We start from the raw sequence: 23,149 nt of genomic DNA, 5'->3' as shown, positions 1-23,149 counted from the left end.
GATGATCTCCACTTTCCGTCAACTCGCCGGAAGAGCGCGTGTGCAGGAGCGCCATGGGAAGATGACCGGCATGGCACAAGTCGTGGTCACCACGGAAAAGACGCTGAACGCGAGCCCGGAGCGGGTCTTGGAGGCACTCGGCGACTACACGGGCGTGCGCCCGCGCATGCTGACCGAGCACTTCAGCGAGTACGAAGTCCGTGAAGGCGGACAGGGCGACGGCACCGTGGTGCATTGGAAACTGGCGGCCACCAGCAAGCGCGTACGCGACTGCCTCATCACCGTGAGCACGCCCGGCCCGAACCAGCTGGTGGAGAAGGACGCCAACTCCTCGATGGTCACCACCTGGACCGTCTCCCCCGCCGCCGAAGGCGCCCAGGTCCGGATCAAGACCACCTGGAACGGCGCGGGCGGCATCGGCGGCTTCTTCGAAAGAACCTTCGCGCCTAAGGGCCTCCAGCGAATCTACGACGCCCAACTGGCAAAACTGGGCTCCGAACTCACCGGGTGACGAAATGGCCTCGCCGAAACCCGGCGAGGTCGGCTCGCCTTTCCGGCCGGCACGGAACGTCGCGCAGCCGGTGGCCGCTTCGCCCGCCACGGCGCGGGAGCGGCGAGATGGAATGCGATTTCGCACTTGATCCCGGATATCGGCTGGGGCACTCTGCCGGTATGAGCGTCCCCCGGGATGAAGGCAGGGCAGCCCATGGTCACAGGTGCCTCTCGGCGGCCGGCTGAGGCGGCCGGGCACGCGCTCCACTATCAGGCCGCCCTGCCCGGCGGGCTCACCGCGCTCCTATCGGTCCTGATAACGGGTGCGCTGGGGGCCCTGACCTTGCCGGCCATGTACGCGGGCCTGCCGAATTTCGTGGTGATTCTCGTCGTGCCCTTCATCAGCGGGTGCCTCACCATGGCCTTCGCGCGCAGTGTCACGCTGACACGGGACGGCCACCTGCTCGTCACCGGATTCGGGCAGCATCTCGACATCGAGGCGCACCGCATCAACGCGATCACCGTTTCGCGAAGAGGGCGTTTCGGGTTCGGCACCGCAATGGTCCACCACGACGGCGGCAAGTTCCGGATCTGGCAGGCCATGAGGCACACACCCGTACCGCGCTCCAGATGGTCCCTGAGGTACGTCTCCGGGCACGGCGGCAAGGACTTCGGCGACCTCGTCTACCGCCTCCAAACTTACAACCCGGCAATGGTCATCAGGGGCGTGGCCCCACCGCCATGGGCCCGCCCCCACACCATGCCCCAGCCAGCACAGCATTGGTACTGAGGCGATGTCGGGCCCTCGCCAGAGCCCGGCCCGCAGAGGCCGATGGGCTCCCTCCTCAGGGTCCGTCGAGCTCCCCTTCCAGTGCCGCTAGCGCCCTGTTCTGTGGCATCGGTCATGCGGCCCCGGCCGGCCGTCGCGGGGCCGGCCGGGGGTCGTCCGGGCGAGGGTCAGGAGCGGGCGAGGAGCGGTTCGGGTACTTCGGCGCCGTCGGGGACGGGCCGTGCCTCGGGGCGCGGGGTGTTCATCACGAAGGCGACGACCAGCGCGCCGAGCAGGATGATCCCCGCCGCCCAGGCGCCGGCCGTCGCGAAGCCCTCCACCACCGCCTGCCCGGCGACTTCCGGGGTCGCGCCGTGCGAGGCCAGGTGGTCCGCGGTCGCGGCGGCGGCGATGGTGTTGAGCACCGCGATACCGATCGAGGCGCCGACCTGCTGCGCGGTGTTGACGGTGGCCGAGGCCACGCCCGAGTCGCCCTCGGCGACACCGTGGGTGGCGTAGTTGAGGGCGACCGGCATGATCATGCCCGCCCCGAAGCCGCACAGGACCTGCGCGACCAAGACGCCGCTCGCGTAGCCGGTGCCGGGCTCCAGCGTGAGCAGCCACAGCATCCCGCCGGCGCTGATGAGCATCCCGGGGACGATCAGCGCGCGCGGCGGCACCCTGGGCAGCAGCCGGGCGGTGAGCCCGCCGGCCGCCAGTAGCACCGCCGCGGTCATCGGGAGGAACGCCGCGCCCGTCTTGACCGGTGAGTACCCCTTGACCACCTGCATGTAGTAGGTCATGAAGAGGAACGCCCCGAACATCCCGATGACGACGACGCCCACGGCCAGGTAGGCGCCGCCGCGAGTGCGGTCGGCGATGACGCGCAGGGGCAGCAGCGGCTGCGCCACCCGGCTCTCGACGTAGCCGAACGCGGCGAGCAGGACCGCGCCGGCGGCCAGCAGCCCGATGACCGGTGCCGAGTCGAATCCGTCGGCCTCGGCCCGGCCGGCGGCGTACACGATCGCGACGAGCCCGGTGGTCACCAGCAGCACGCCGGGGATGTCGAACCGGGTCCCGCCCGGGCGCCGCGACTCGGTCAGGACCGCCTGCCCGCCGATGGCCGCGACCAGGGCGATCGGGATGTTGACGTACAGGCACCAGCGCCAGTCCAGGTACTCGGTCAGCGCCCCGCCGACCAGCAGCCCGAGGGCGCCGCCCGCGGCGGCGATGCCGCCCCAGATCCCGAACGCCTTGGCCCGCTCCTTCGGCTCGCTGAACGTCACCGTCAGCAGCGACAGCGCGGCCGGGCCCAGCAGCGCGCCGAATCCGCCCTGAAGGGCACGGGCGATCAGCAGCGTCTCGAAGCCGTTCGCCGCGCCGCCCAGCGCGGACGCGACGGTGAAGCCGAGCAGCGCGATCAGGAAGGCCCGCTTGCGTCCGGTGTAGTCGGCGATCCGGCCGCCGAGCAGCAGCAGGCTGCCGAACGCCAGCGTGTACGCGGTGATGACCCACTGCCGGTCGCCGTCGGAGATCCCGAGGTCCCGCTGGAGGGACGGCAGCGCGATGTTCACGACGGTGGCGTCCAGGATGATCATGAGCTGGGCCAGCCCGATGAAGAGCAGCACGGCCCAGCGGCGCGAACTGCCCGCCGGTGCCTTGGTGGTTGCCATGGATCCGTCCCCATTCACGGTGGTGCGTGCCGCGCGGATCGTTCGCACGGCGTCCTGATGCCCACGAGACGGCGGCGTCCCGGCGCCTGTGACAGCGCTGGCGATGTGACGTGACCCACGGCCCGCGGGTGTCACACGGCGGCGGGGGCCGGCGTCTTGTGCGTATGGCATGGTCGGGAGGCGGCGAGGGGAGCCGGGCGATGGACGACGGCGGCGGGCGGACGGCGAGCACGGCGGGGAGGCCCGGGGGCGGCCGCACGGACCCGGCCACCGAGGCGTTCATGGCCCACCGCAACCTGCTGTTCACCGTGGCCTACGAGATGCTCGGCTCCGCCGCCGACGCCGAGGACGTCCTGCAGGAGACCTGGCTGCGGTGGACGGGCGTCGACTTGGACACGGTGCGGGACCCGCGCGCGTACCTGGTGCGCATCACCACCCGCCAGGCGCTGGACCGGCTGCGCACGCTCGGCCGCCGCAAGGAGTCCTACGTCGGGCCGTGGCTGCCCGAGCCGCTGCTGACCACGCCCGACGTGGCGGAGGACGTCGAACTGGCCGACAGCGTCTCGATGGCGATGATGCTGCTCCTGGAGACGCTCGCGCCGACGGAGCGGGCGGTGTTCGTGCTGCGCGAGGTGTTCGACCTGGCCTACGGCGAGATCGCCGAAGCCGTCGGCAAGAGCCCCGCCGCCGTCCGCCAGATCGCCCACCGCGCACGCGCGCACGTCGCCGCGCGCCGCCCCCGCGACATCGTCTCCCCCGACGAGACCCGGGCCGCGATCCGGGCCTTCCAGCGGGCGACCGAGACCGGCGACCTGCAGGGCCTCCTGGACGTCCTCGCACCGGACGTCGTCCTCCTGACCGACGGCGGCGGAGTCGCGCACGCGATGAGGCAGCCGATCGTGGGGGCCGGGAAGGTGGCGAACCTGCTGAACAGCGGCCTGCGCACGTTCGCCGCCGGGATGACGGTCGAGGCCGTCCAGGTGAACGGCCACCCGGGACTGGTCATGCGGCTCAACGGAACCGTCCATGGCGTCGTGGCGATGCGGGTCGAGAACGACCTCATCACGGGCCTCTACATCGTCCGCAACCCCGAAAAACTGTCCCGCATAGAGCAGGAGACCACACTGACCCGCTGACTCCCGACCGCCTCGAATGCCCGGCTAGGCAACCCGGGCCCTGGCGACAGCAGTTGCCGAGCGCGGCACCGAGCCCCATGTGGGCTGGGCTAGCAGATGCAGCACCTACCGCTCGGCATGCCCAGCCTCTGCCCGGGATCCCCAGTTGGGCGACCAGCCGCCACAAGTTGGCAACGACGTGGTTTCGGCAGGCGCGGCATCCGTGCTGGCAGTAGCGGCATCGACTCGGCAGGCGTGTGGGCGGTCGTCGTCCTGAGGGGGCGGTTCGAGGGCCCGGGGCGACCGTCCTGATGCGCACGGCATGCGGCACTTTACTAGAATTCCCTTCTAAATGGTTGCGAGCCATTGACCCATTCCGGTCACCGTGCACGACGAAAGCGGAGGCGGGAATGCCGTCAATGGATCTTCGAATATGCACTTTATTGCCCCAGAGAGAAGAATGTCCCCAAGTTCGGTTATGTCTAGAGTGTCACTCTCGACGGCCTTGACCTGGGATGATCTATTGATCGAGGCGGCAGATGCGGGTCGCGGTCGTCCAGGAGTGGTCGTATATCAAGGACGCCACAGGCGCACGAGACGACTGTGGGGCGCGGTCGCCAATGGCGATTCGAATGGGGTTCTGCTGCTAGGTTCCAGGACTGGGGGAACTGTTTCCGGGGGAGTAGCCAAATGCCCGACAAGCGAGAAGTGATCGATTCGAGGGACCGTTCCGCTTCGCCGGTCTTCGTGGATGTGACCGGGCGCCGCCGCAGGCGGCTGCGCCGGCTCGGCTATGCGGCCGCGGCCTTGTGCGGGGGCTACTCGATCATGATCGGCGTCAGCCTGGTGGGCGGGCCGGTCAACCCGCAGACGCTGCTGCCGAAAGTGGGCGGGGGCGACGAGACCAAGGTCGTCCCGAGCTCTAAGCACCAGCCGCCGGCCGACGACGGACCCGCGGCGCTACCGCCGGCCCGGCCCTCCTGGCCCGTCCGGGGGACGCCCGGAACCGCGCCGCCGCTGCCCCGGGTCTCCGGGAGCGCGCCCTCCGGGGCCGTGCCGTCCCCGCCGGCATCCGATCGGCGGACGGGGCCGCGGGCCCCGGCAGGCACGCCGGCCGTGACGCCGAGCCGGCCGGGCGGCACTCCGCCGGCGGCGCCGCCGACGGCCCCGGCGAGCCCGTCCGCGAGTCCTCCGGAGACCGGCGAGCCCGCCGCGGTCGACGAGCGGCGCGCCGACGTCGGGGCCGAGTCGACCGGCGCCGAACCGCAGGCGGCGGCCGCCTCGCCCCTCACCACCGAGAGCGACCCGACCGCGCCCGCGGCCGGAGCCCAGGGGTGAAGGCGGCGATTCACGCGCTTCTGCGTCCACGGTGGCTGCTGACGGTCATGGCTTCACTGGCCTTCGCCTGCGTGCTGTTCGCCCACGGCCTGGTGAACGCGGAGTTCGGCGCGGACGGGAACGCGGCCCGGCCCCGCGGCGCGACGGCGGTCCCGCGGGACGTCCGGACGGGCGGGCCCATCATCGGCGCCGGCGCGAAGCGATGGCAGTCCCAGGTACCGGACCGGACGGTCATCCTCACCTTCGACGACGGCCCCGACCCGGAGTGGACGCCGCAGATCCTCGATGTGCTCGACCGGCACAAGGTCCACGGCTCGTTCTTCGTCGTCGGCTCCAAGGTGACCCAGCACCCCGGCATCGTGGAGCGCATGCACAGGTCGGGCCACGAGATCGGGCTGCACACGTTCACGCACTCCGACCTCGCCACGGTGCCGGGCTGGCGGTTCGGCATGGAGCTGTCGCAGAGCCAGCTCGCGCTCGCGGGAGCGACGGGCGTGACCAGCGCCCTCGCGCGGCCGCCCTACTCCTCCACGACGGACGCGGTCGACGACAGCCAATGGAGGGTGCTGCGGGGCCTCAGCGAGGAGGGGTACACCACGGTCCTCACCACGCTGGACTCCAAGGACTGGCAGCGTCCCCCGGTGAGCCGGATCGTCGCCAACTCCACTCCGGCCGGCCACCGCGGCGAGGTCATCCTGATGCACGACGCGGGCGGCGACCGGTCCCGCACCGTCGCCGCGCTGGACCGGCTGATCCCGCGGCTGCGCGCACAGGGCTACCGCTTCGCGACGACCGCGGAGGTCATCGGCGAGGCGCAGGCGAACCCGCCCGCCGCGCGCGACCAGCACTGGCGCGGCGTCCTCCTGGTCGGCATCGTCGGGGTCGCGGGCGTCATCGTCTCCGTCCTGGCCCTGATCCTGCTGCTGGTGGGGGCGCTGATGGTCGTGCGGCTGCTGCTCATGGTGGTGGTGGCCGGCCGGCACGCGCGCATCCGGCGTCCGGCGCGCTGGTCGTGGGGGCCGCCCGTGACCGGACCCGTGTCCGTGGTCGTCCCCGCCTACAACGAGCGAGAGTGCATCGCCGACACGGTCCGGTCCCTGGTCCGCGGCACCCATCCGGTCGAGGTGATCGTCGTGGACGACGGCTCCACGGACGGCACCGCCGACGTCGCCGAGTCGCTCGCCCTGCCGGGCGTGCGGGTGATCCGGAAACCGAACGGCGGCAAGCCCTCCGCCCTCAACGCCGGGATCGCCGCAGCCCGCTGCGACCTGGTCGTGATGATGGACGGCGACACCGTGTTCACCCGCGACACCGTGCGCAGGCTCGTCCAGCCGTTCGCCGACGGGCGGGTCGGCGCGGTGGCCGGCAACGCCAAGATCGCCAACCGGAACTCCATGCTCGGCCGGTGGCAGCACATCGAGTACGTCATCGGCACCAACATCGACCGCCGCGTGTACGACCTGCTGCACTGCATGCCGACCGTGCCGGGCGCGGTCGGAGCGTTCCGCCGGTCGGCCCTGCGCGAGGTGGGCGGGGTCAGCGACGACACCCTCGCCGAGGACACCGACCTGACCATCGAGCTCATCCGCGCCGGATGGCGGGTGGTGTGCGAGCCGTCCGCGGTCGCCTACACCGAGGCGCCCTCGACGATCGGCCAGTTGTGGCGGCAGCGGTACCGCTGGTCGTACGGGACGATGCAGGCGATGTGGAAGCACCGGCGCGCGGTGCTCGAACGCGGTCCGTCCGGCCGGTTCGGGCGCTGGGGCCTGGCGCATCTCGCGCTGTTCCAGGTGACGCTGCCGCTGCTCGCGCCGCTCGTGGACGTCCTGCTCGTCTACGGGATCCTGTTCCTCGACCCGGTCAAGACGGCCGCCGCGTGGGGGGCCGTCCTCGGCGTCCAGTTGGTGGGTGCGTGCTACGCCTTCCGCATGGACCGTGAGAAGGTGCGCGTCCTGTGGGCCCTGCCCGTCCAGCAGTTCGTCTACCGGCAGCTCATGTACGCGGTCCTCATCCAGTCGATCATCACCGCGGCCGGCGGCATCCGGCTCGGCTGGCACAAGCTGCAGCGCACCGGCGGCCTGGAAGCCCTCGTCAGCCAGAACCGCTCGTGACGCGGAGCAGGTCCGTTCCGCTCATCCTGGGCGGTGCCGTCCTGCTCGCCGTACCGGGCTGCCACGCTTCGGGCGGCGCGGACCCACCGGCTTCGCCGGGGGCTGACCGGGGCGCCAGGGTCCGCCTCGACCAGGTCGGTTTTCTTCCGGGCGAGTCCAAGCGGGCATATCTGATGACGGCGGCGGCGCAGGCCGGGGGGATTCGCTTCAAGGTCGAGAGCGCCGAGGGTCGGACCGTCCTCACCGGGGCCCCCGGACGGCGCACCGGCTCGTGGAACGCGGCCTTCCCGTCCGTCCGCCTCCTGGACCTCACCCGGCTGACGGAGCGGGGCACCTATCGCGTGGCGGTCAGCGGTCCGGGCGTGCGGGCGCACTCCCCCTGGTTCCGGGTCGGCCCGGCCGCGGAGGTGCTCGGGTCGCTGCTGCCCCGGCTGCTGCGGTTCTTCCAGGCCCAGCGGGACGGCGCCGACGTCGTCCCGGCCGTGCTCGGCCGTCGGCCGTCCCATCTCGCGGATCGGGCGGCCACCGTGTACCAGCCGCCGCGCCACCGCAATGGTGGGCTCGTCCCGGTGCCCGGCGCCGCCACCGTCGACGTGTCCGGCGGCTGGGCGGACGCGGGCGATTTCCTGAAGTTCACCGCCACCGCGTCCTACTCCACCGCCGTTCTCTACTACGCCTACCGTTCGGTGCCGTCCGAGCCAGGGCTGGCCGCCGAGGCCGACCACGGCCTGAAGTGGCTGGACAAAATGTGGGACGGGCGGACCGCCACCCTGTACGCGCAGGTCGGCACCGGTATCGGCGGTGCCGGGTACCTGTCCGACCACGATGTCTGGCGGCTGCCGGAAAGCGACGACATGCGGCGGGTCGGGCGAGGCGACCCCGAATACCTGCTGCGGTACCGTCCCGTCTTCCGCGCGGCCGCCCCCGGCGCGCCGATCAGCCCGAACCTCGCCGGCCGCGTCGCCGCCGCGTTCGCGCTCGCGGCGCAGACTCACGCCCGGGACGACACCGGGGCCGCCCACCGGGCACTGGAACGGGCGGCGGACATCTATGCCCGCGCGGACACCGCTCCCGGCAAGGGCCTCGTCACCGCTTTCCCGCACGAGTTCTACCCCGAGGAGTCCTGGGCGGACGACCTGGAGTTCGGGGCGGTTGAACTGGCGCGGGCGGCGCGAGCCCTCGGCGATCGCCGGGCCGACGGCTGGCTCCGCCAAGCGGCGCACTGGGCCGGCAGAGCCCTGGAATCGGACGGGCAGAGTCCATTGGGTGTCGGCGATGTCAGCGTGCCGGCCCACGCCGACCTGATCGAAGCCTTCGACCAGGGCGCCGCCGGTCTCGGCATCGGCCGGGACGAGCTGGTCGTGGACCTGAAGCACCGTCTCGGCGCCGCCGCCCGGAGGGCCGCCCGCGATCCGTTCGGGACGGGGGCGGATCCGGCGGTCTCCGACTCGGCCGCGACCAGCTTCGGCCTGGCGAGCACGGCCCTGCTCTACCGCCGGGTGAGCGGCGATACGTCCTACGACGCGCTCGGCACCGGGCAGCGCGGCTGGGCTCTCGGAGCGAACGCGTGGGGATCGTCGTTCGTCATCGGCGCCGGGACCACCTATCCGCGCTGCCCCCATCATCCGGTCGCCAACCTGACCGGGGGCGCCGTCCTCGAAGGCGCCGTCGTCAACGGCCCCAACGCCGCCACGGCCTTCGGGGACGCGGACGCACTCGACGGCATGCGGCCCTGCGCGGTTGCGGATTTCGCCCGGTACGACGGACACGGCATCCGGTACGCCGACCGGATCAGCGCCTGGCAGAACATCGAACCGGCGGACGACTACACCGCCGCGGCGATCCTCTCAACCGCCCTGGCAAACGCCCCTGATCGTGCCGACCTTCGCAGCACGAAGAGCGACCGCCTGCCCGGCGACAGACAAGTGCGTTCGAGACACGGAGCAGCCCTGATGCATGGCGTCGGTGCGGCTGTGCGACGTTCGGTGTCGGTTCGGTCGAGGGTGGCGGGGTGACTCGGGCAGCCCCCGTTCCGTTCCGCAGTCGCTCCAGTCCCGCCGTCAGACCAAGCCCCTACGCTCCCCGTATGACTCGGACCACGCCGCCACGGCCCGTCGACCTTGTCGCGGTTTTCCCTGAACTGTCTCGCTACGCGCGGACGGCAACACGGCTTCATCCCAGGCCCGGCTCACCGGGAGTACGGGAAAGCTCGATCGGCGGCCCCCTGTTGTGGCCGGCCGACGAGCCTTGGCCGATGTGTACGCAAGAGCACGACCCTTACGGGCCGGTCGAGCGGCTCGACCACGCACGCCGTCGTCGCAAGGTCCTCGCGGAAGCTTGGAGCCGGATTCCGCTCCGCTCCGGCGCGGACTTCACCCCGCAGCAGCGGGCGGAGCTGAACCGCCTGGATGGCGTCGAGCCGCCCCCGCCACCGGACGGGCCGACGCCCTTCCTGGCCTTCGCGCAACTGTACGCGCGCGACATCCCCGACCTGGCACCGCCACCGCACGCTGATCTGCTGCAGGTGCTGTGGTGTCCGTGGGACCACGACGAGTTGTCGTGCCCGGCGGTGATCCTGCGGTGGCGGCGGGCGGACGAGGTCACCGTCGCGCTCGATGCACAGCCCGAACCGGAACTGATGGAGTACGACACCTACCTGCCCGACCCGTGCGTCCTGTATCCGGAGCAGGTCGTCGAGTATCAGTACGCCGACTTTCTGCCCGCCGACCTGCACCGCAGGCTGAGAGAGTGGAGCCAGGAGACCGGCCACAGCTACCAGGACCTGTCGATCGCCTCCGGGATGAAGGTCGGCGGCTGGTCCTCCTGGCACCTCACCGACCCCTACCCCATGATCTGCGAGTGCGGCGCCGACCTTGAACTACTGCTGTGCGTCGACGGTTCCGAATGGGACGGCAACCGCACCTGGCAACCGGTCGAGGACATCGAGATCGAAGCGGCCGAGCAGTTCCACCGCCATCCCCATCTCAACAGCCCGACCGGCATCACGATCGGCCGGGGCTACGGCCTGTGGATTTTCACCTGCCCCGTTTCACACGACCACCCGCACCAGATGAGCATGCAATGACCGCGGTGACGGCCCGATCGGACAACGCGCTGCCCAGTCCGCTTTCTGCTGTCCGACGCCGTGCAGCCGGACGAAGAACTCGCCCGCCTCGGCCCTCGGCTGCGGATTCTGGCCGCCCGGGCCGCGCTCGCCGGTGACCGTCTACGGGCCCAATCCGACGGTCTTATGGCTGCCGTCCGTGGGCACCTAGGTTGGCATGGCACCCAGCCTTGGCTATGTGATCCTGTACGTTCGCGACCTTGCCGCCTCGATCGCCTTCTACCGGGACGTGGTGGGGCTCGCGTTCAAGTTCGAAGACGCGGGCTATGCGGAGTTCGCCACCGAGGCCACCAGGTTCGCGCTTTACGAGCAGCGTCGCGCCGACTGGCTGACCAACAGCCGGACCGCGCCCGGCCCGGCGGCCGAGGTCGTCTTCATGGTCGAGGACGTCGACGCCGAGGCTCGCCGGCTCCAGGAACGGGGAGCCGCCATCCTCAGCGGCCCCGCCGACCGGCCGTGGGGACACCGGACGCTGCACGTCGCGGACCCCGACGGCTTTGTCGTGGAGCTCGCGCAAGACATCCCGCGCCGTCGTCATCGGCGCTAGAACCGTCCACCGGACGGGACTTCTGGGAGGGCGTCGCGCAGTTCCTCGTGAACACCGAGGCCCCGGCCCTCGACGGGCGGCAGATGAGGGTCGGCCGGGCACGGCTCAATCAGTCAAGGTATCGCCGCATGGGGTCTGGGGACGCGGCAGTCTTTCGGACTGGAGGAGTTTCGCCAGGGCGTCGGCCGACGCGCTGCCGGGCTCGGGCTGGTAGACGATGATCGCCTGATCCTCGGCTCCGGCGATGGTAAGCGTCTGGCGGCTCAGGGTGAGGGGCCCCGCGTCGGGGTGATCGAACCGCTTGGTCTCGTTGCGGGACGGGCGTACGTCGTATCTCGTCCACAACGAGCGGAAGTGGTCATGATGCTGCAACTCGCTCACGAGGGCGGCGGTACGCGGGTCGCGTAGATCGGCCGTCGCCCGCAAGGCCGCGACCGTCTGTTCGGCGATGTCCGGCCAATCGGGGAACAAGCTGCGGGCGGCGGGGTCGAGGAAGACCTCGCGGACCAGGTTGCGGCCGGGTCGGTACATCGGAGCGAGCGCCACGGCCGCCTTGTTGGCCGCCAGCACGTCGAAACGGCGGTCGCGGACGTACGCCGGGGTGTCGCCCCATGAGTCCAGCAAATGCTGTATCTCGGCGCCGACTTCGCTCGGCCCGGGTGGTTCAGTCGGCAGGCAGGCCAGGGAGCGCAGGTGCCTGGCAGCGTCGAGGTCGAGGCGCAGCGCCTTGGTCAGCGCGTCCACGACTTGTGCGGACGGGTGCCGGTCCACGCCCTGTTCCAGTCTTGTCAGGTACTGGACGGAGATGCCGGCGAACTCTGCGAGTTCCTCGCGGCGGAGTCCGGTGACCCGGCGCCGGCCGTAGGAGGCAAGCCCTGCCTCGTCCGGCCGTACGCGGGCACGGCGCGCCTGGAGGAACTCCCCGAGGAGGTTGTGGCGAGTCATCGCCTGTTCAGGGTATCCCTGCCGGGGTGCTGGCTGGCGATGCCGCGCAGCGGCAGGGTCGGAGACCATGAAGACATGGTTCATCACCGGTGCCTCACGCGGCTTCGGACGCACCTGGACAGCGGCGGCCCTCGAACGCGGTGACCGGGTCGCCGCGACGGCACGCCGACTCGAAACGCTCACCGACCTGGCCGAGACCTACGGTGACCGCCTTCTGCCGATCGCGCTCGACGTGACCGACCGGGCGCAGGTTCTCGCCGCGGTGGACCACGCCGCAAAGACCTTCGACGGCCTGGACGTGGTCGTCAACAACGCCGGCTACGGCCTGTTCGGCATGATCGAGGAGGTTACCGAGGAGCAGGCCCGAGCCCAGATCGAGACCAATTTCTTCGGCTCGCTCTGGGTGGCCCAGGCCGTTCTGCCGATCATGCGGACGCAGGGCGGCGGGCACATCGTCCAGGTCTCCAGCATCGGCGGCATCGCCGCCTTCCCGACGCTTGGCCTCTACAACGCCTCCAAGTGGGCCCTTGAAGGGATGAGCGAAGCCCTGGCCCAGGAGGTCGGCCCGCTCGGTATCAAGGTGACGATCCTCGAGCCGGGCCCGTACGGCACCGACTGGGCCGGAGCGTCCGCGGCGCACACCGACCCGATCGCGGCCTATGAGCCGATCCGGCAGGCCCGCCGGGCCGGAGCCACCGCCCGCGCACCGCGCGACCCATCGGTCACCGCGGATGTCGTCCTCAACCTGGTCGACCTGCCAGAACCGCCGCTGCGCCTGTTCCTTGGCAGCTACCCCTACCCGATCGCCGAAAGCGTGTACCGGCAACGGCTCGCCACCTGGCACCAATGGCGCGAACTAGCCGAGACGGAGTGACCCATCCGGCCACATTCCCTGACGCCCGGATTAGACCTCAAGGTTGAGGGACCGCCGGGTGGCGTCGACGGCGTCTTGCAATTCTGCGTAGGCCGCGGGATCGTCGACGGCGGCTCCCGGCAATCGACCACACAAATGGGACAAATTGACTGCCGTGACCATAGATCAGGCGGATGCGTGAGGAGCTAGATCGCTTCACGCGCCCGCGAAATTCGTTCGCCCAAGCCGGGCGGTCTGAGGCAGCATGGGAGGGCAGCGGGTGGCGTGGAGGGCGGGTGGCCGTGCTGGGAGTACGAGGTGGCTCCAGGGGCGGCCGGTCGGCCCGGCAGCGAGCGGTCCTGCTGGCGCTGCGCTATTACTGCGGCGTACTGCGCCGTCAGTGGCGTATCTCGATTCCGGCGATGACATTACCGGCGCTCGGAAATACCTGTCTGTTCTACCTGACACCGCTGGTGGTGGCCGCCTTGGTGGGGCACCTGGCAGACGGTGGGGAAAGCGACCTCGGCGCACTCCTGCCCTACGTTCTCGGCTTCGCCGGCCTGATGCTGGCGGGCGAAGCCCTGTGGCGGGTGGGGCTGCATTTCCTCAACCGGACGAACGGCCGGGGCATCGAACGACTCGGCATCGTCGGCATGGACGAGTTGCTCGCCAAAGACGCCGCCTTTTTCCACGACAACTTCACCGGTTCGCTGACCAAACGAATACTCAGCTTCTCCGGCGGCTTCGAAAACTTCGCCGACACCCTCACTTTCGCGGTCGTGGCCAACGTGATCCCGTTGTCCTTCGCCTCGGTGATCCTGTGGCGCTACCATCCGCTGCTGGTCGTCGTCCTGCTGGGACTGATCGTCTTCACCGGCCTCATCGTCACCCCGCTCATCCGCCGCCGGCAGGTGCTGGTGGACCGGCGCGAGGCGGCCAAGGTGCGAGTGTCGGGCCACGTCGCCGACGTGCTCACCAACATGGAGACGGTCCGTGCGTTCGCCGCCGAACAGCGCGAGGCCGCCGAGTACCGCGGCCGGGTCGCCGAACATCACCACCTGGCATTGCGCTCCTGGGATTACGCCAACCTGCGGGTCGACACGATCGTCGCTCCGATGTCGGTTCTGACCAGCGCCCTGGGCCTCCTGGTAGCGGTGGCACTGCGCGGCGGACTCGGCGTGGAGGCCATCGTGGTGACGTTCTCCTACTACACCAACGCCACACGGATCATGTTCGAGTTCAACCAGATCTACCGGCGGCTGGAGAGCACGCTCACCGAGAGCGCGCAGTTCACCGAACTGCTCGCGATACCGCCGACCGTCGTGGACCCGCCCGACCCGCAGCCGCTGCGTCCCGTCGACGCCTCGGTCCGCTTCGAACGGGTGCTCTTCGCGCACGGCGACGGCCCGCCCCTGTTCGACAAGCTGGACCTGGAGATTCCCGGCGGCGCCAAGATCGGCCTGGTGGGCCGGTCCGGCGGCGGCAAGACCACCCTCACCCGGCTGCTGCTGCGCCTGATGGACGTCGATGGCGGCCGGATCCTCGTCGGCGGCCAGGACATCGCGCGCCTGCGCCAGAGCGACCTGCGCAACCTGATCGCGTACGTCCCGCAGGACCCCGCGATGTTCCACCGATCCGTGCGCGAGAACATCGCCTTCGCCCGGCCGGGCGCCACCGAGGCCGAGATCCTCCGGGCCGCGCGGGCGGCGCACGTCACCGAGTTCGTCGAGAGCCTCCCGGACGGGTTCGACACGCTGGTCGGCGAGCGAGGCGTCAAGCTCTCCGGCGGTCAGCGGCAACGCGTCGCCCTCGCCCGCGCCATCCTCCGAGACGCCCCGATCCTGCTACTGGACGAGGCGACGAGCGCGCTGGACTCCGAGAGCGAACTCCTCGTCCAAGAGGCCCTGTGGCACCTGATGCGCGACCGCACCGCACTGGTCGTCGCCCACCGCCTGAGCACCGTCGTCCGCATGGACCGCCTGGTCGTCCTCGACCGCGGCCGCATCCTCGAAGAGGGCGCCCACCACGAACTCCTCCAGGCCGACGGCCCATACGCCCGACTCTGGCACCACCAGTCCGGCGGCTTCCTCACCGAACAGACCATCCCGGACACCGCGGCCACCGCCCAGCACAACCGCAACTCCCAACCCACGACCGGCTAACCCGCCGCCAACACCCGCACGGATGACCCCGCCAACGCGAAGTAGGTGCAGCGCGCACTCGCGGTGGGGAGCGTGTGGAGTTGGTTAGCCGCGGGGGGTGCCTCGGCGGCCTCCTCGGTCGATGGCGCGTACCTGGCCGCCTCTGGAGACTACGAACGGGGTGGCCGCTCGGAGATGGCCGCGGGTGAGGCGTACCGCCTCCACATGGTCGCCGTTCTCGATCGCGCGGCTGATGCGCAGGTGGGCGTTGATCACTTCGCGGCGGAGCTTGAGCGCGGGGTAGTCGCCCTCGTCCACCGCCGACCGGGCCCAGGTGATCTCTTGCGCGCTCCAGAGGCTCTCCAGGATGCCGGCGAGCACGTCGAGGGTGCTGTTGCCCGCGGCGACCACGAGCTCCTCGTGGAACCTGGTCGCCATGGCGGTGAAGGCGACGCCGTCCTCGAGCTCCCCCTCGTCCGGGGTGCACAGCGACGCGAGCTTCCTGCCGATCGACACGTGGCTGCGACGCCGCGCCGCCTCTTCGGCGCAGAGCGGTTCGAGCATGTTCCGCGCCGTGGCGAGGTCCGCCAGGGGGATCTTGCGGGAATGCAGGAGGAGGCCCACGTGGTAGGCGGCGGAATCGTGCGTCGGATGCAGCACGACCATGCCGCCGCGCTTGCCCCGCCGGACCTTCACCAGTCCTTCCGTCTCGAGGATCCGGAACGCCTCGCGGAGGCTGGGCCTGCTGACCTGGAACTCTTCGAGCAGCACCGCCTCGGTCGGGAGCTCGGAGCCGTCGGTGAGGTCCCCGTCCAGGATGCGCGCGCGCAACTGCGCCGCGACGGCCTCGGCGACACTGAGGCTCGTCAGCGGGGGTGGCCCGCCGCTGATGCGGGGGACTTCGCGTTGCGGTGCCACTGTCCACGCTGCCTTTCGCCTGCGACTACCCGATCCGTGCAACATAAGATTGTAATCATTTACTCACCGCAGGCAAACGGGCGTTGCGGCGTCGGGTTGCCTCACCCTGTGATCCGGGGGTGGTTCAGAGTGTTTCGCCGCCGTCGATGGCTATCGTCTCGCCGGTGATGAAGCCGGCCTCCTCGCCGCTCAGGTACGCGACGAGCGAGGCTAGTTCCCCGGTCTCGCCGGCGCGGCCCGCGGGGACGCGGCGCAGCATCCTTTTGAGGCTCTCCTCGTTCTCGAACTGCGCCCTGCTCATCTCGGTCGGGAAGTGGCCCGCGGCGACGGCGTTCACCGTCACGCCGTACCTTCCCCACTCGCGCGCCAGGGACCGCGTGAGCTGCACGAGCCCGCCCTTCGCGGTGTCGTACGCCGTGGTGAAGGGCACGGTGCGGCGCACGACGTTCGAGACGACGTTCACCACGCGCCCGTACCGGCGTTCGATCATGCCGGGTCCGAAGGCGCGCAGCACCCGCACGGCTCCGGTGAGGTGCACGTCGAGCACCCCGGCCCACTCGTCGTCGCTCACCGGCTCGTCGAAGCCGGGGTGTCCGGTGACGCCCGGGAGCGGCACGAACGGCTTGTAGAGGAGCACACCGGCGTTGTTGACCACGATGTCCACGCGCCCGAACCGTGCCTCGGCCTCGGCTCGGGCGCGGTCGACCTGCTCGGACGAGGTGACGTCGACGGCCAGGCCGACGGCGTCGACGCCTTTTGCAGCGGCCAGTTCCGCCGTCTCGAGGACGTCGGCCTCGGTGCGCGCCAGCGCGACGATGCCGGTGCCCTGGGACGCCAGGTGCAGGCATATCGCGCGACCCAGGCCGCGGCTGGCGCCGGTGACGACGGCGACCCGTCCCGTGCCCGTCATGCCCGCCTCACCACAGGCCGCCTTCTTGGCGTACGACGAGCGCCCCGTGCAGTTCGCGCAGCCTGTTCGCGCGCTTGCCGCAGCGGAGCTGCATCGACTTCGCCCGGCGGAAGTGGTGGTGGAGGATGTGCTCCACGGTCGTGCCCACTCCCCCGTGCACCTGCGCTCCGGTGAGCGCGGCCCCGACGTACGACCTGCCCGCGGCGAAGAGCGCCGCGCCGGCGATCGCCGTCTCGTGGGCTCCGGGCTCCGCCCGCGTCAGCGCCTCGTCGGTCAGCAGGCGGGCGCCGTCCACGGCGATGGCCATCCGGGCCAGGTGATGGCGGACCGCCTGGAAGGCGCCGATTGGCCGGCCGAACTGGTGCCGCGTCTTGGCGTACTCGGTGCTCTGCGCGAGCACCTCCTCGGCTCCGCCGACCATGGCGCTCGCCCGCAGCAGGTTCGCCCGTGCCAGCGCGTACTCCGCGTCGGCGGCGGGCACGTCGTCCCGCAGCGCCGTGCTCGCGGGCAACTCGACCCCGTCCAGGTCGAGCAGGGACTCGCGCTCGTTGTCGACGCTGGGGACGGCGACGCCCCGCTCGCCCACGACCTCCGGCGGCAGCGTCGCCAGCAGCCAGCCGTCCGAGTCGGCCCGGGGCACCAGCAGCACCGCGGTGTCGGCCGCAGTGAGCCACTCCACGACCGCCGCGGATCCGGAGAGCAGGAACGCTCCGCCGGCGCGGGCCCGCGCGCGCACGGTCCGGTCCGGGGGTGCGACCGCCGCCGCGGGGCTCCCGCCGGCGATGCGCGCCATCAGGTCGTCGGCCTGCTCGTCCGGCCCCAGCGAGGCGAGCAGCGTTCCGGTCCGCATGGTCTGCAGCAGCGGCGAGGCGTACGCCGCGCGGCCGATCTCACGGGCCGCCATCGCCGCCTCGGCGAGGCTGCCGTCGCCGCCGCCGACCCTCTCGGGGAGGTTCACGGCCGTCCAGCCGAGGCCGGTCATCTGCTTCCAGCGGGCCTGCTCGTAGCCGTCCTCTGACTCCTCCTGCTCGTTGAGGTAGGAGTTGTCCGCGAAGCCGGACAGGAAGGACCGCGCGGTCGAGGCGAGTTCGGCCTCGTCCGGGGTGAGCATGTCGTCGGTCATCGCGGCAACCCCAGGCTCTGTGTGGCGATGATGTCGAGCTGGATCTCGTTGGCGCCGCCGCCGAACCGCCATACCGGCGACGACTGGAGGCCGTGTTCGAGATGGCCGTGCGCCGGGGCGTGCTCGGAACCGTGGGCGATCGTCCCGCGCTCGCCGATCAGGTCGAGCCCGGTGTCGCAGATGCGCTGCCTGAGCTCGCCCCACCAGATCTTGTTGGCCGACGCCTCGGCCTGCGGCACGCGGCCCTCGGCGAGGATCCGGGCCCCCCGCAGGGCGAACAGCCGGCAGATCTCGACGTCGACGGCGAGTTCGCCCATCGCCACCTGCAGCGCGTGGGCCTCGGGCGTGTCGCCGTCCAGCAGGCCGCTTTCCTCGGCCCAGCCGCGGAGCTGGCGCAGCTCCCAGCGCGGTTCGTTGTGGAAGAACATCCGCTCGAAGTTGAGTACGCACACGACGACGGCCCAGCCCTCGTTCTCCTCGCCGATCCGCCAGTCCTCGTGCACGCGGACGTCGTCGAGGAACACCGCGTTGGTGCGCTCCCCGCCCTGCGTGAGGATCGGCTGGATCGTGATGCCCGGCGCGTCCATCGGGAGGACGAACAGGGTGATCCCCCGGTGCCTGTCCTCCTGCGCTCCGGTGCGGGCGGCCAGCCACAGGTGGGTGGCGACGGACGCCCCGGTCGTCCAGATCTTCTGGCCGTTGATGACGTACTCGTCGCCGTCCTTCACGGCCCGCGTGCGCAGCGACCCGAGATCGCTGCCCGCGTCGGGCTCGCTGTAGCCGATCGCGAACTCGCGCTCGGCCGCCAGAATCGGGGGGAGGAGCTCCCGCTTCTGCTTCTCGTCGCCCATCAGCGCGATCGTGGGGCCGATCGAGTTCAGCGTGAGCAGGCCGTTGGGCAGCCGGCGGTCGTAGAGCTCCTCGCAGAACAGCCACTGCTCGATCCACCCGAGCCCGCGGCCGCCGTACTCCGCCGGCCAGGAGACGCCCAGCCACCCGTCGGCGGCCAGCCGTTTCAGGAAACGGCGGCCGTTCTCCCGGGGCTGCATCGGATCCTCGATGTTCTCCGCGCGGGTCGCCTCGACGAGCTCCGGGTCGAGGCCGTCGAGGTAAGCGCGCAACTCCGCCAGGAAGTCCAGGTGCTCGGGGCCCACCACTTCTCGCATGCAGGAGAGGCTAAGGCGCGGTCCGAGTCTTAGTCAACCGAATGGTCGGTTAAGCGACGCTGCCGCCACTGCATCCCGCAAACCTCCGACTCGGCGGTCACAGCCTGGTTGCGCACCCGGTTCGCGATTCGGCGCGAAAGCTCGGCGCCTCGCGGGCCACGCGGTGAGCCGCCGACCGGTCACACGCGTGAGCCCACCACCTGCAAAGACTTGTCAACCAACTAATCGGTTGGATATACAGGGGATTGTCGGTGGCGGCGGCGGAGGCGGGGTGGCTTGTGATCGCGGAACCGCAGGTCGTCGTCAGCATCGACGGCGCGGTGGCGGAGCTGCTCCTCAACCGGCCGCGCAGGCTGAACGCGATCACCGAAGAGATGCTGCTGGCCATCGAGGACGGCATCGACCTCATCGAGGCGCGGCGGTCGGTCAGGGCCCTCGTCGTCCGCGGCGAAGGCCGCGCCTTCTGCGCCGGCGCCGACCTGGCGGCGGCCGGGTCCCGGCTCGACGCCGCCGGTGGACTCGCGGGGCACGCCGCGATCTGGCGACGCGTCCTCCAGCGGCTCGAATCGTCGCCCGTCCCCTCCATCGCGGCCGTGCACGGCGTCGCGGTGGCCGGCGGCCTCGAGCTGACGCTGGCGTGCGACATGGTCGCCATGGCCGCTGACGCGAGGATCGGCGACGGCCACGCGAAGTGGGGCCTGGTCCCCTCCGGAGGAGCGACCCAGCGGCTGCCCCGGACCACCGGGAAGCGGCACGCCTCGTGGCTGCTCTTCAGCGGCGAGCTCGTCGACGCCAGGGAGGCGCTGGCCATCGGCCTCGTGAACGCCGTCGTCCCTCCGGAAGAGCTGCTCGACCACGCACGGGGCATGGCCCGCACGATCGCCCGCCGGAGCCCGGCGGCCGTCGCGTCCATGAAGCGGGCGGTACGGGACGGGCTCGACGGGGCCGGCCTCGACGCGGGGCTCGAACTGGAAGCCCGGCTTCTGCAAGAGCACCGGCACCGGCCCGACATGAAGATCGGACAGACCGCGTTCACCTCCCGCTCGGATCCCCGCTTCCCCGACCGCTGACACCTTCCAGCCCGCACCAGGACCCCGCACGCACCAAGACCCCGCACGCACCAAGACATGGACCGCGCCCGAGCGCCGGGGCCGCGCGGCACCGGCCTCGGCACCGACATTGAGGAACGACCGTGCAAGAAGCGAACTTTCCCCGGCTGCTGATCCCCGTCGTCGAGCGCCAGCCCGACCGCCTCGCGGTGATCGGGGCGTACGACGGCGGCTACCGGGCCACCTACGCGGAGCACCTCGACCGGGTCCTGCGGCTCAAGGCGGCCTTCGGGCGCGAGCTCTCGCTCGCCAAGGACGACCGCTTCGCCGTCCTCGCCGGCAACAGCCACCGCTACCTCGAACTCTGGCACGCGGCGCTGTTCGGCGCCGGGGTGATCAACCCGCTGAACCCCCGGCTGGCCGCGGCGGAGCTGGAGTTCATCCTGCGGGACTCGCGCACGCGGGTCATCTTCGCCGACAGCGAGCACGCACCGGTGGCGGACCGCCTCCGGTCGACCACCGGCATCGAGAAGGTCGTCCTGCTCGACGACGGCGACCTCCCGCACGACATGCGCTACGAGGACCTCCTCTCCGCGCACGCCCCGGCGGCCGCGGACGAGCCGGACGAGGACGACGTGGTCGTGCTCATGTACACCGGCGGCACGACCGGGACCCCCAAGGGGGTGCTCCTCCAGCAGCGGGCCCAGGTCTCGACGATCTACCACATGGACTTCATGTACCGGTACTTCAGCCACGACGACGTGTGCCTACTCAACACCCCGATGTTCCACGTCGCCGGCTGCCTGGGGACCATGGGCACCCCGGCGGCGGGGAACGTGGCCCTCATCCAGAGGTCGTTCGACCCGGCGAGCACCATCGCCGCGGTGGAGGAGCACGAGGTCACCCTCCTCGGCCTCGTCCCCACCATGCTGTCCATGCTGCTCGCCCACCCGGACTTCACGCCCGAGAAGTTCCGCACCGTGCGCGGCGTCGCCTACGGCGGGTCCCCGATGCCCGAGGCGCTGATCCGGCGGGTGCTTGAGGTCTTCCCGGGCGCGGAGCTCTTCCAGGTGTACGGGATGACGGAGATGGCGGCCGTCCTGACGTGCCTGCGCACCGCGGACCACCGCGGGGAGCGCGCGCGGTCCGCCGGGCGGGCGCTTCCGGGCGTGCGCGTCGAGGTGCGCGACCCCGAGTCGGGGCGCCCGGTGCCGCGGGGCGGGGTCGGCGAGGTGGTCGCCCGCTCCGGCAGCGCGATGCTCGGCTACTGGGAGCGGCCGGAGGAGACCGGCCGCGCGTTCCGGGACGGCTGGTACCGCACCGGCGACATGGGCTACCTGGACGACGACGGCTACCTGTTCCTCACCGACCGGCTCAAGGACATGATCATCTCCGGTGGCGAGAACGTGTACTCGACGGAGGTCGAGAACGTCCTGGCGAGCCATCCCGCCGTGCAGCAGGTGGCCGTGATCGGCGTCCCGTCGGAGGCGTGGGGGGAGGCGGTCCACGCCGTGGTGGTCGTACGGGACGGCCACGAGGTGACCGAGGAGGAGCTGATCGGGCACGCGCGCGAGCGGCTGGCCGGGTACAAGGTGCCCAAGACCGTGGAGCTGCGCGCCGAGCCGCTGCCGATGTCGGCGGCGCTCAAGGTGCTCAAGCGCGAGCTGCGCGAGGAGTACCGGGCCGAGGAGCGGTCCGCGCAGAAGTGAGAAGCGTGGCCCCGGGCTCTGCCCGGGGCCACGTTCCGTGGGCCGCTTCGTCAGGTGAGGTTGTGCTCGTACTCGGGGACGACGAAGGAGCCGGGCTTGCGGATGTCCCCCTCGATCGTCTTCCCGTCGACGTACGGCGCGTCGGAGTAGAACTGCTTCGACCACCGCCGGAACCGCCCGTAGTACAGGTCCTCGCCGCCGGCGAACGGGGGGTGCTCCACGTAGCGCTGGTTCTCCCAGATCGCGAAGTCCCGGCGGATCTGGACGTTCTGGAACTCGATCATCTTCTTCGCCCGGCCCGTCGGCTCGTCCGAGTCGCTGCCCGGCTCGCGGGTCACCGAGATCGTGCAGAAGATCTGGGAGTGCTCCCTGTCGACGGGGGTCGTCGCGGTCAGCTGGTTGTTGACCATGTCGTCGATGTGGAACCGGGCGTTGGACAGGCCGAGTCCCCATGCCTCCGTCTCCGTCTCGCCGTCGACCGGGCCGTTCGGCGTCAGCCAGGTGGCGGGGCGCCCGTACCCGAACCAGTAGCCGATGCGGGTGTGCAGGTAGTGCTTCTCCTCCTTCCAGAGGAGCGGCCGGCCGGGCTGGCCCGCGCCGTGCACGACGGGGAAGTGGAAGTAGTCGGGGGTGTTCTCGACCGGCGACTGCACGACGATCCGGCGGATGCCGACGTGGTCGGCGCCGTAGGGGTAGATCGGGTAGTTGTTCACCTGGTCGCCGAACTCCGGGATGCCCGGCCACTCCCAGAACGGCTCGCGGCCGAACGCGTCGTACCAGGTCAGGATGATCCCCTGCACCTCGCGCGTCCGCCGGCGGCCGAGCCCGACCCGGCGGGTCGCCGCGGGCGCGTAGGGGATCTCGTGCAGCTCGCCGTCGGCGGTGAACCGCCAGTCGTGGAACGGGCAGGCGATGCACTCCCCGCGGACCGTGCCGCCGTGGCCCAGGTGGGCGCCCAGGTGCGGGCAGTGCGCGTCGAGCAGCGAGACCTCGCCGCCCTCGGTGCGGAAGAGGACGAGGTCCTCGTCGAAGTACTTCACCGGACGCACGTCGCCCGGCGCCAGCTCCTCGGAGTACCCGATCTGGTACCACCCGGTCGGGAAGACGTCGTAGGGCCAATCCTTCATCAGCAGGCTCCGATCGCGTTGATACCAACTAACTGGTTG

General features: G+C 71.0%; 19 protein-coding genes. 12 read left to right on the top strand and 7 right to left on the bottom strand.

Annotated features, from left to right (window positions below):
* The first annotated feature begins 61 nt into the window (after positions 1-61).
* Both E1266_RS04100 and E1266_RS04095 read left to right on the top strand, forming a co-directional pair.
* The gene (locus E1266_RS04100) at positions 62-511 is read left to right on the top strand and encodes an SRPBCC family protein (RefSeq protein ID WP_243718219.1); all 450 of its coding nucleotides are present in this window, start codon (positions 62-64) and stop codon (positions 509-511) included.
* Positions 512-688: 177 nt separating this feature from the next.
* On the top strand, positions 689-1,282 hold the full coding sequence (locus E1266_RS04095; protein WP_132043874.1) for a hypothetical protein: 594 nt from the start codon (positions 689-691) through the stop codon (positions 1,280-1,282).
* Positions 1,283-1,449: 167 nt separating this feature from the next.
* Here E1266_RS04095 and E1266_RS04090 read toward each other — a convergent pair whose 3' ends face one another.
* On the bottom strand, positions 1,450-2,934 hold the full coding sequence (locus E1266_RS04090; protein WP_132043872.1) for an MFS transporter: 1,485 nt from the start codon (positions 2,932-2,934) through the stop codon (positions 1,450-1,452).
* 200 nt (positions 2,935-3,134) lie between these two features.
* Between E1266_RS04090 and E1266_RS04085 the strand changes: the two genes are divergently transcribed.
* From E1266_RS04085 to E1266_RS04060, 6 genes are all read left to right on the top strand, one after another.
* Positions 3,135-4,070: an RNA polymerase sigma-70 factor gene (locus tag E1266_RS04085; RefSeq protein ID WP_132043870.1), complete on the top strand. Its 936-nt coding sequence runs from the start codon at positions 3,135-3,137 to the stop codon at positions 4,068-4,070.
* A 669-nt stretch (positions 4,071-4,739) separates the two neighbouring features.
* Complete coding sequence (locus tag E1266_RS04080; RefSeq protein WP_132043868.1) at positions 4,740-5,387, top strand: hypothetical protein; 648 nt, start codon at positions 4,740-4,742, stop codon at positions 5,385-5,387.
* A 47-nt stretch (positions 5,388-5,434) separates the two neighbouring features.
* Positions 5,435-7,498, top strand: a complete 2,064-nt coding sequence (locus E1266_RS04075) for a bifunctional polysaccharide deacetylase/glycosyltransferase family 2 protein (RefSeq protein WP_132043866.1) — start codon at positions 5,435-5,437, stop codon at positions 7,496-7,498.
* A complete protein-coding gene (locus E1266_RS04070; protein ID WP_132043864.1) occupies positions 7,495-9,513 on the top strand; it encodes a glycoside hydrolase family 9 protein in 2,019 nt (672 codons plus the stop codon). The genes E1266_RS04075 and E1266_RS04070 overlap by 4 nt, the downstream gene beginning before the upstream one ends.
* Positions 9,514-9,752: 239 nt before the next feature.
* A complete protein-coding gene (locus E1266_RS04065; RefSeq protein ID WP_243718218.1) occupies positions 9,753-10,583 on the top strand; it encodes a hypothetical protein in 831 nt (276 codons plus the stop codon).
* Positions 10,584-10,779: 196 nt separating this feature from the next.
* Positions 10,780-11,169 carry a VOC family protein gene (locus E1266_RS04060; RefSeq protein WP_132043860.1) on the top strand — a complete coding sequence of 130 codons (390 nt, stop codon included), beginning with the start codon at positions 10,780-10,782 and terminating at the stop codon, positions 11,167-11,169.
* A gap of 105 nt (positions 11,170-11,274) precedes the next feature.
* On the opposite strand, the gene E1266_RS04055 is transcribed toward E1266_RS04060, so the two are convergent.
* The gene (locus E1266_RS04055; RefSeq protein ID WP_207945406.1) at positions 11,275-12,198 is read right to left on the bottom strand and encodes a helix-turn-helix domain-containing protein; all 924 of its coding nucleotides are present in this window, start codon (positions 12,196-12,198) and stop codon (positions 11,275-11,277) included.
* Between E1266_RS04055 and E1266_RS04050 the strand changes: the two genes are divergently transcribed.
* Both E1266_RS04050 and E1266_RS04045 read left to right on the top strand, forming a co-directional pair.
* Positions 12,182-12,988 (top strand): SDR family oxidoreductase, encoded by an 807-nt coding sequence (locus E1266_RS04050; protein WP_132043858.1) that lies wholly within the window; start codon positions 12,182-12,184, stop codon positions 12,986-12,988. The genes E1266_RS04055 and E1266_RS04050 overlap by 17 nt on opposite strands.
* Before the next feature lie 275 nt (positions 12,989-13,263).
* Entirely contained in the window at positions 13,264-15,129 is a 1,866-nt protein-coding gene (locus E1266_RS04045) for an ABC transporter ATP-binding protein (protein ID WP_243718217.1), read from the top strand.
* Positions 15,130-15,213: 84 nt separating this feature from the next.
* On the opposite strand, the gene E1266_RS04040 is transcribed toward E1266_RS04045, so the two are convergent.
* From E1266_RS04040 to E1266_RS04025, 4 genes are all read right to left on the bottom strand, one after another.
* A complete protein-coding gene (locus E1266_RS04040) occupies positions 15,214-16,026 on the bottom strand; it encodes a GntR family transcriptional regulator (protein WP_165965923.1) in 813 nt (270 codons plus the stop codon).
* Between the two features lie 124 nt (positions 16,027-16,150).
* Entirely contained in the window at positions 16,151-16,936 is a 786-nt protein-coding gene (locus E1266_RS04035) for an SDR family oxidoreductase (RefSeq protein WP_132043852.1), read from the bottom strand.
* Positions 16,937-16,943: 7 nt separating this feature from the next.
* Positions 16,944-18,059 carry an acyl-CoA dehydrogenase family protein gene (locus E1266_RS04030; RefSeq protein ID WP_165965922.1) on the bottom strand — a complete coding sequence of 372 codons (1,116 nt, stop codon included), beginning with the start codon at positions 18,057-18,059 and terminating at the stop codon, positions 16,944-16,946.
* Positions 18,056-19,225, bottom strand: coding sequence for an acyl-CoA dehydrogenase family protein (locus E1266_RS04025; protein ID WP_132043848.1), 1,170 nt, complete (start codon positions 19,223-19,225; stop codon positions 18,056-18,058). The genes E1266_RS04030 and E1266_RS04025 overlap by 4 nt, the downstream gene beginning before the upstream one ends.
* Positions 19,226-19,476: 251 nt before the next feature.
* Between E1266_RS04025 and E1266_RS04020 the strand changes: the two genes are divergently transcribed.
* Both E1266_RS04020 and E1266_RS04015 read left to right on the top strand, forming a co-directional pair.
* On the top strand, positions 19,477-20,295 hold the full coding sequence (locus E1266_RS04020; RefSeq protein ID WP_165965921.1) for an enoyl-CoA hydratase/isomerase family protein: 819 nt from the start codon (positions 19,477-19,479) through the stop codon (positions 20,293-20,295).
* A 122-nt stretch (positions 20,296-20,417) separates the two neighbouring features.
* A complete protein-coding gene (locus tag E1266_RS04015; protein WP_132043844.1) occupies positions 20,418-21,983 on the top strand; it encodes a long-chain-fatty-acid--CoA ligase in 1,566 nt (521 codons plus the stop codon).
* A gap of 50 nt (positions 21,984-22,033) precedes the next feature.
* On the opposite strand, the gene E1266_RS04010 is transcribed toward E1266_RS04015, so the two are convergent.
* A complete protein-coding gene (locus E1266_RS04010) occupies positions 22,034-23,110 on the bottom strand; it encodes a Rieske 2Fe-2S domain-containing protein (RefSeq protein WP_132043842.1) in 1,077 nt (358 codons plus the stop codon).
* Between the last annotated feature and the right edge of the window lie 39 nt (positions 23,111-23,149).

The sequence above is a fragment of the Actinomadura sp. 7K534 genome (assembly GCF_004348575.1).
Classification (GTDB): domain Bacteria; phylum Actinomycetota; class Actinomycetes; order Streptosporangiales; family Streptosporangiaceae; genus Spirillospora; species Spirillospora livida.
Note: the sequence above shows the minus strand (reverse complement) of the source record. Positions and strands in the feature narration are given on the sequence as shown.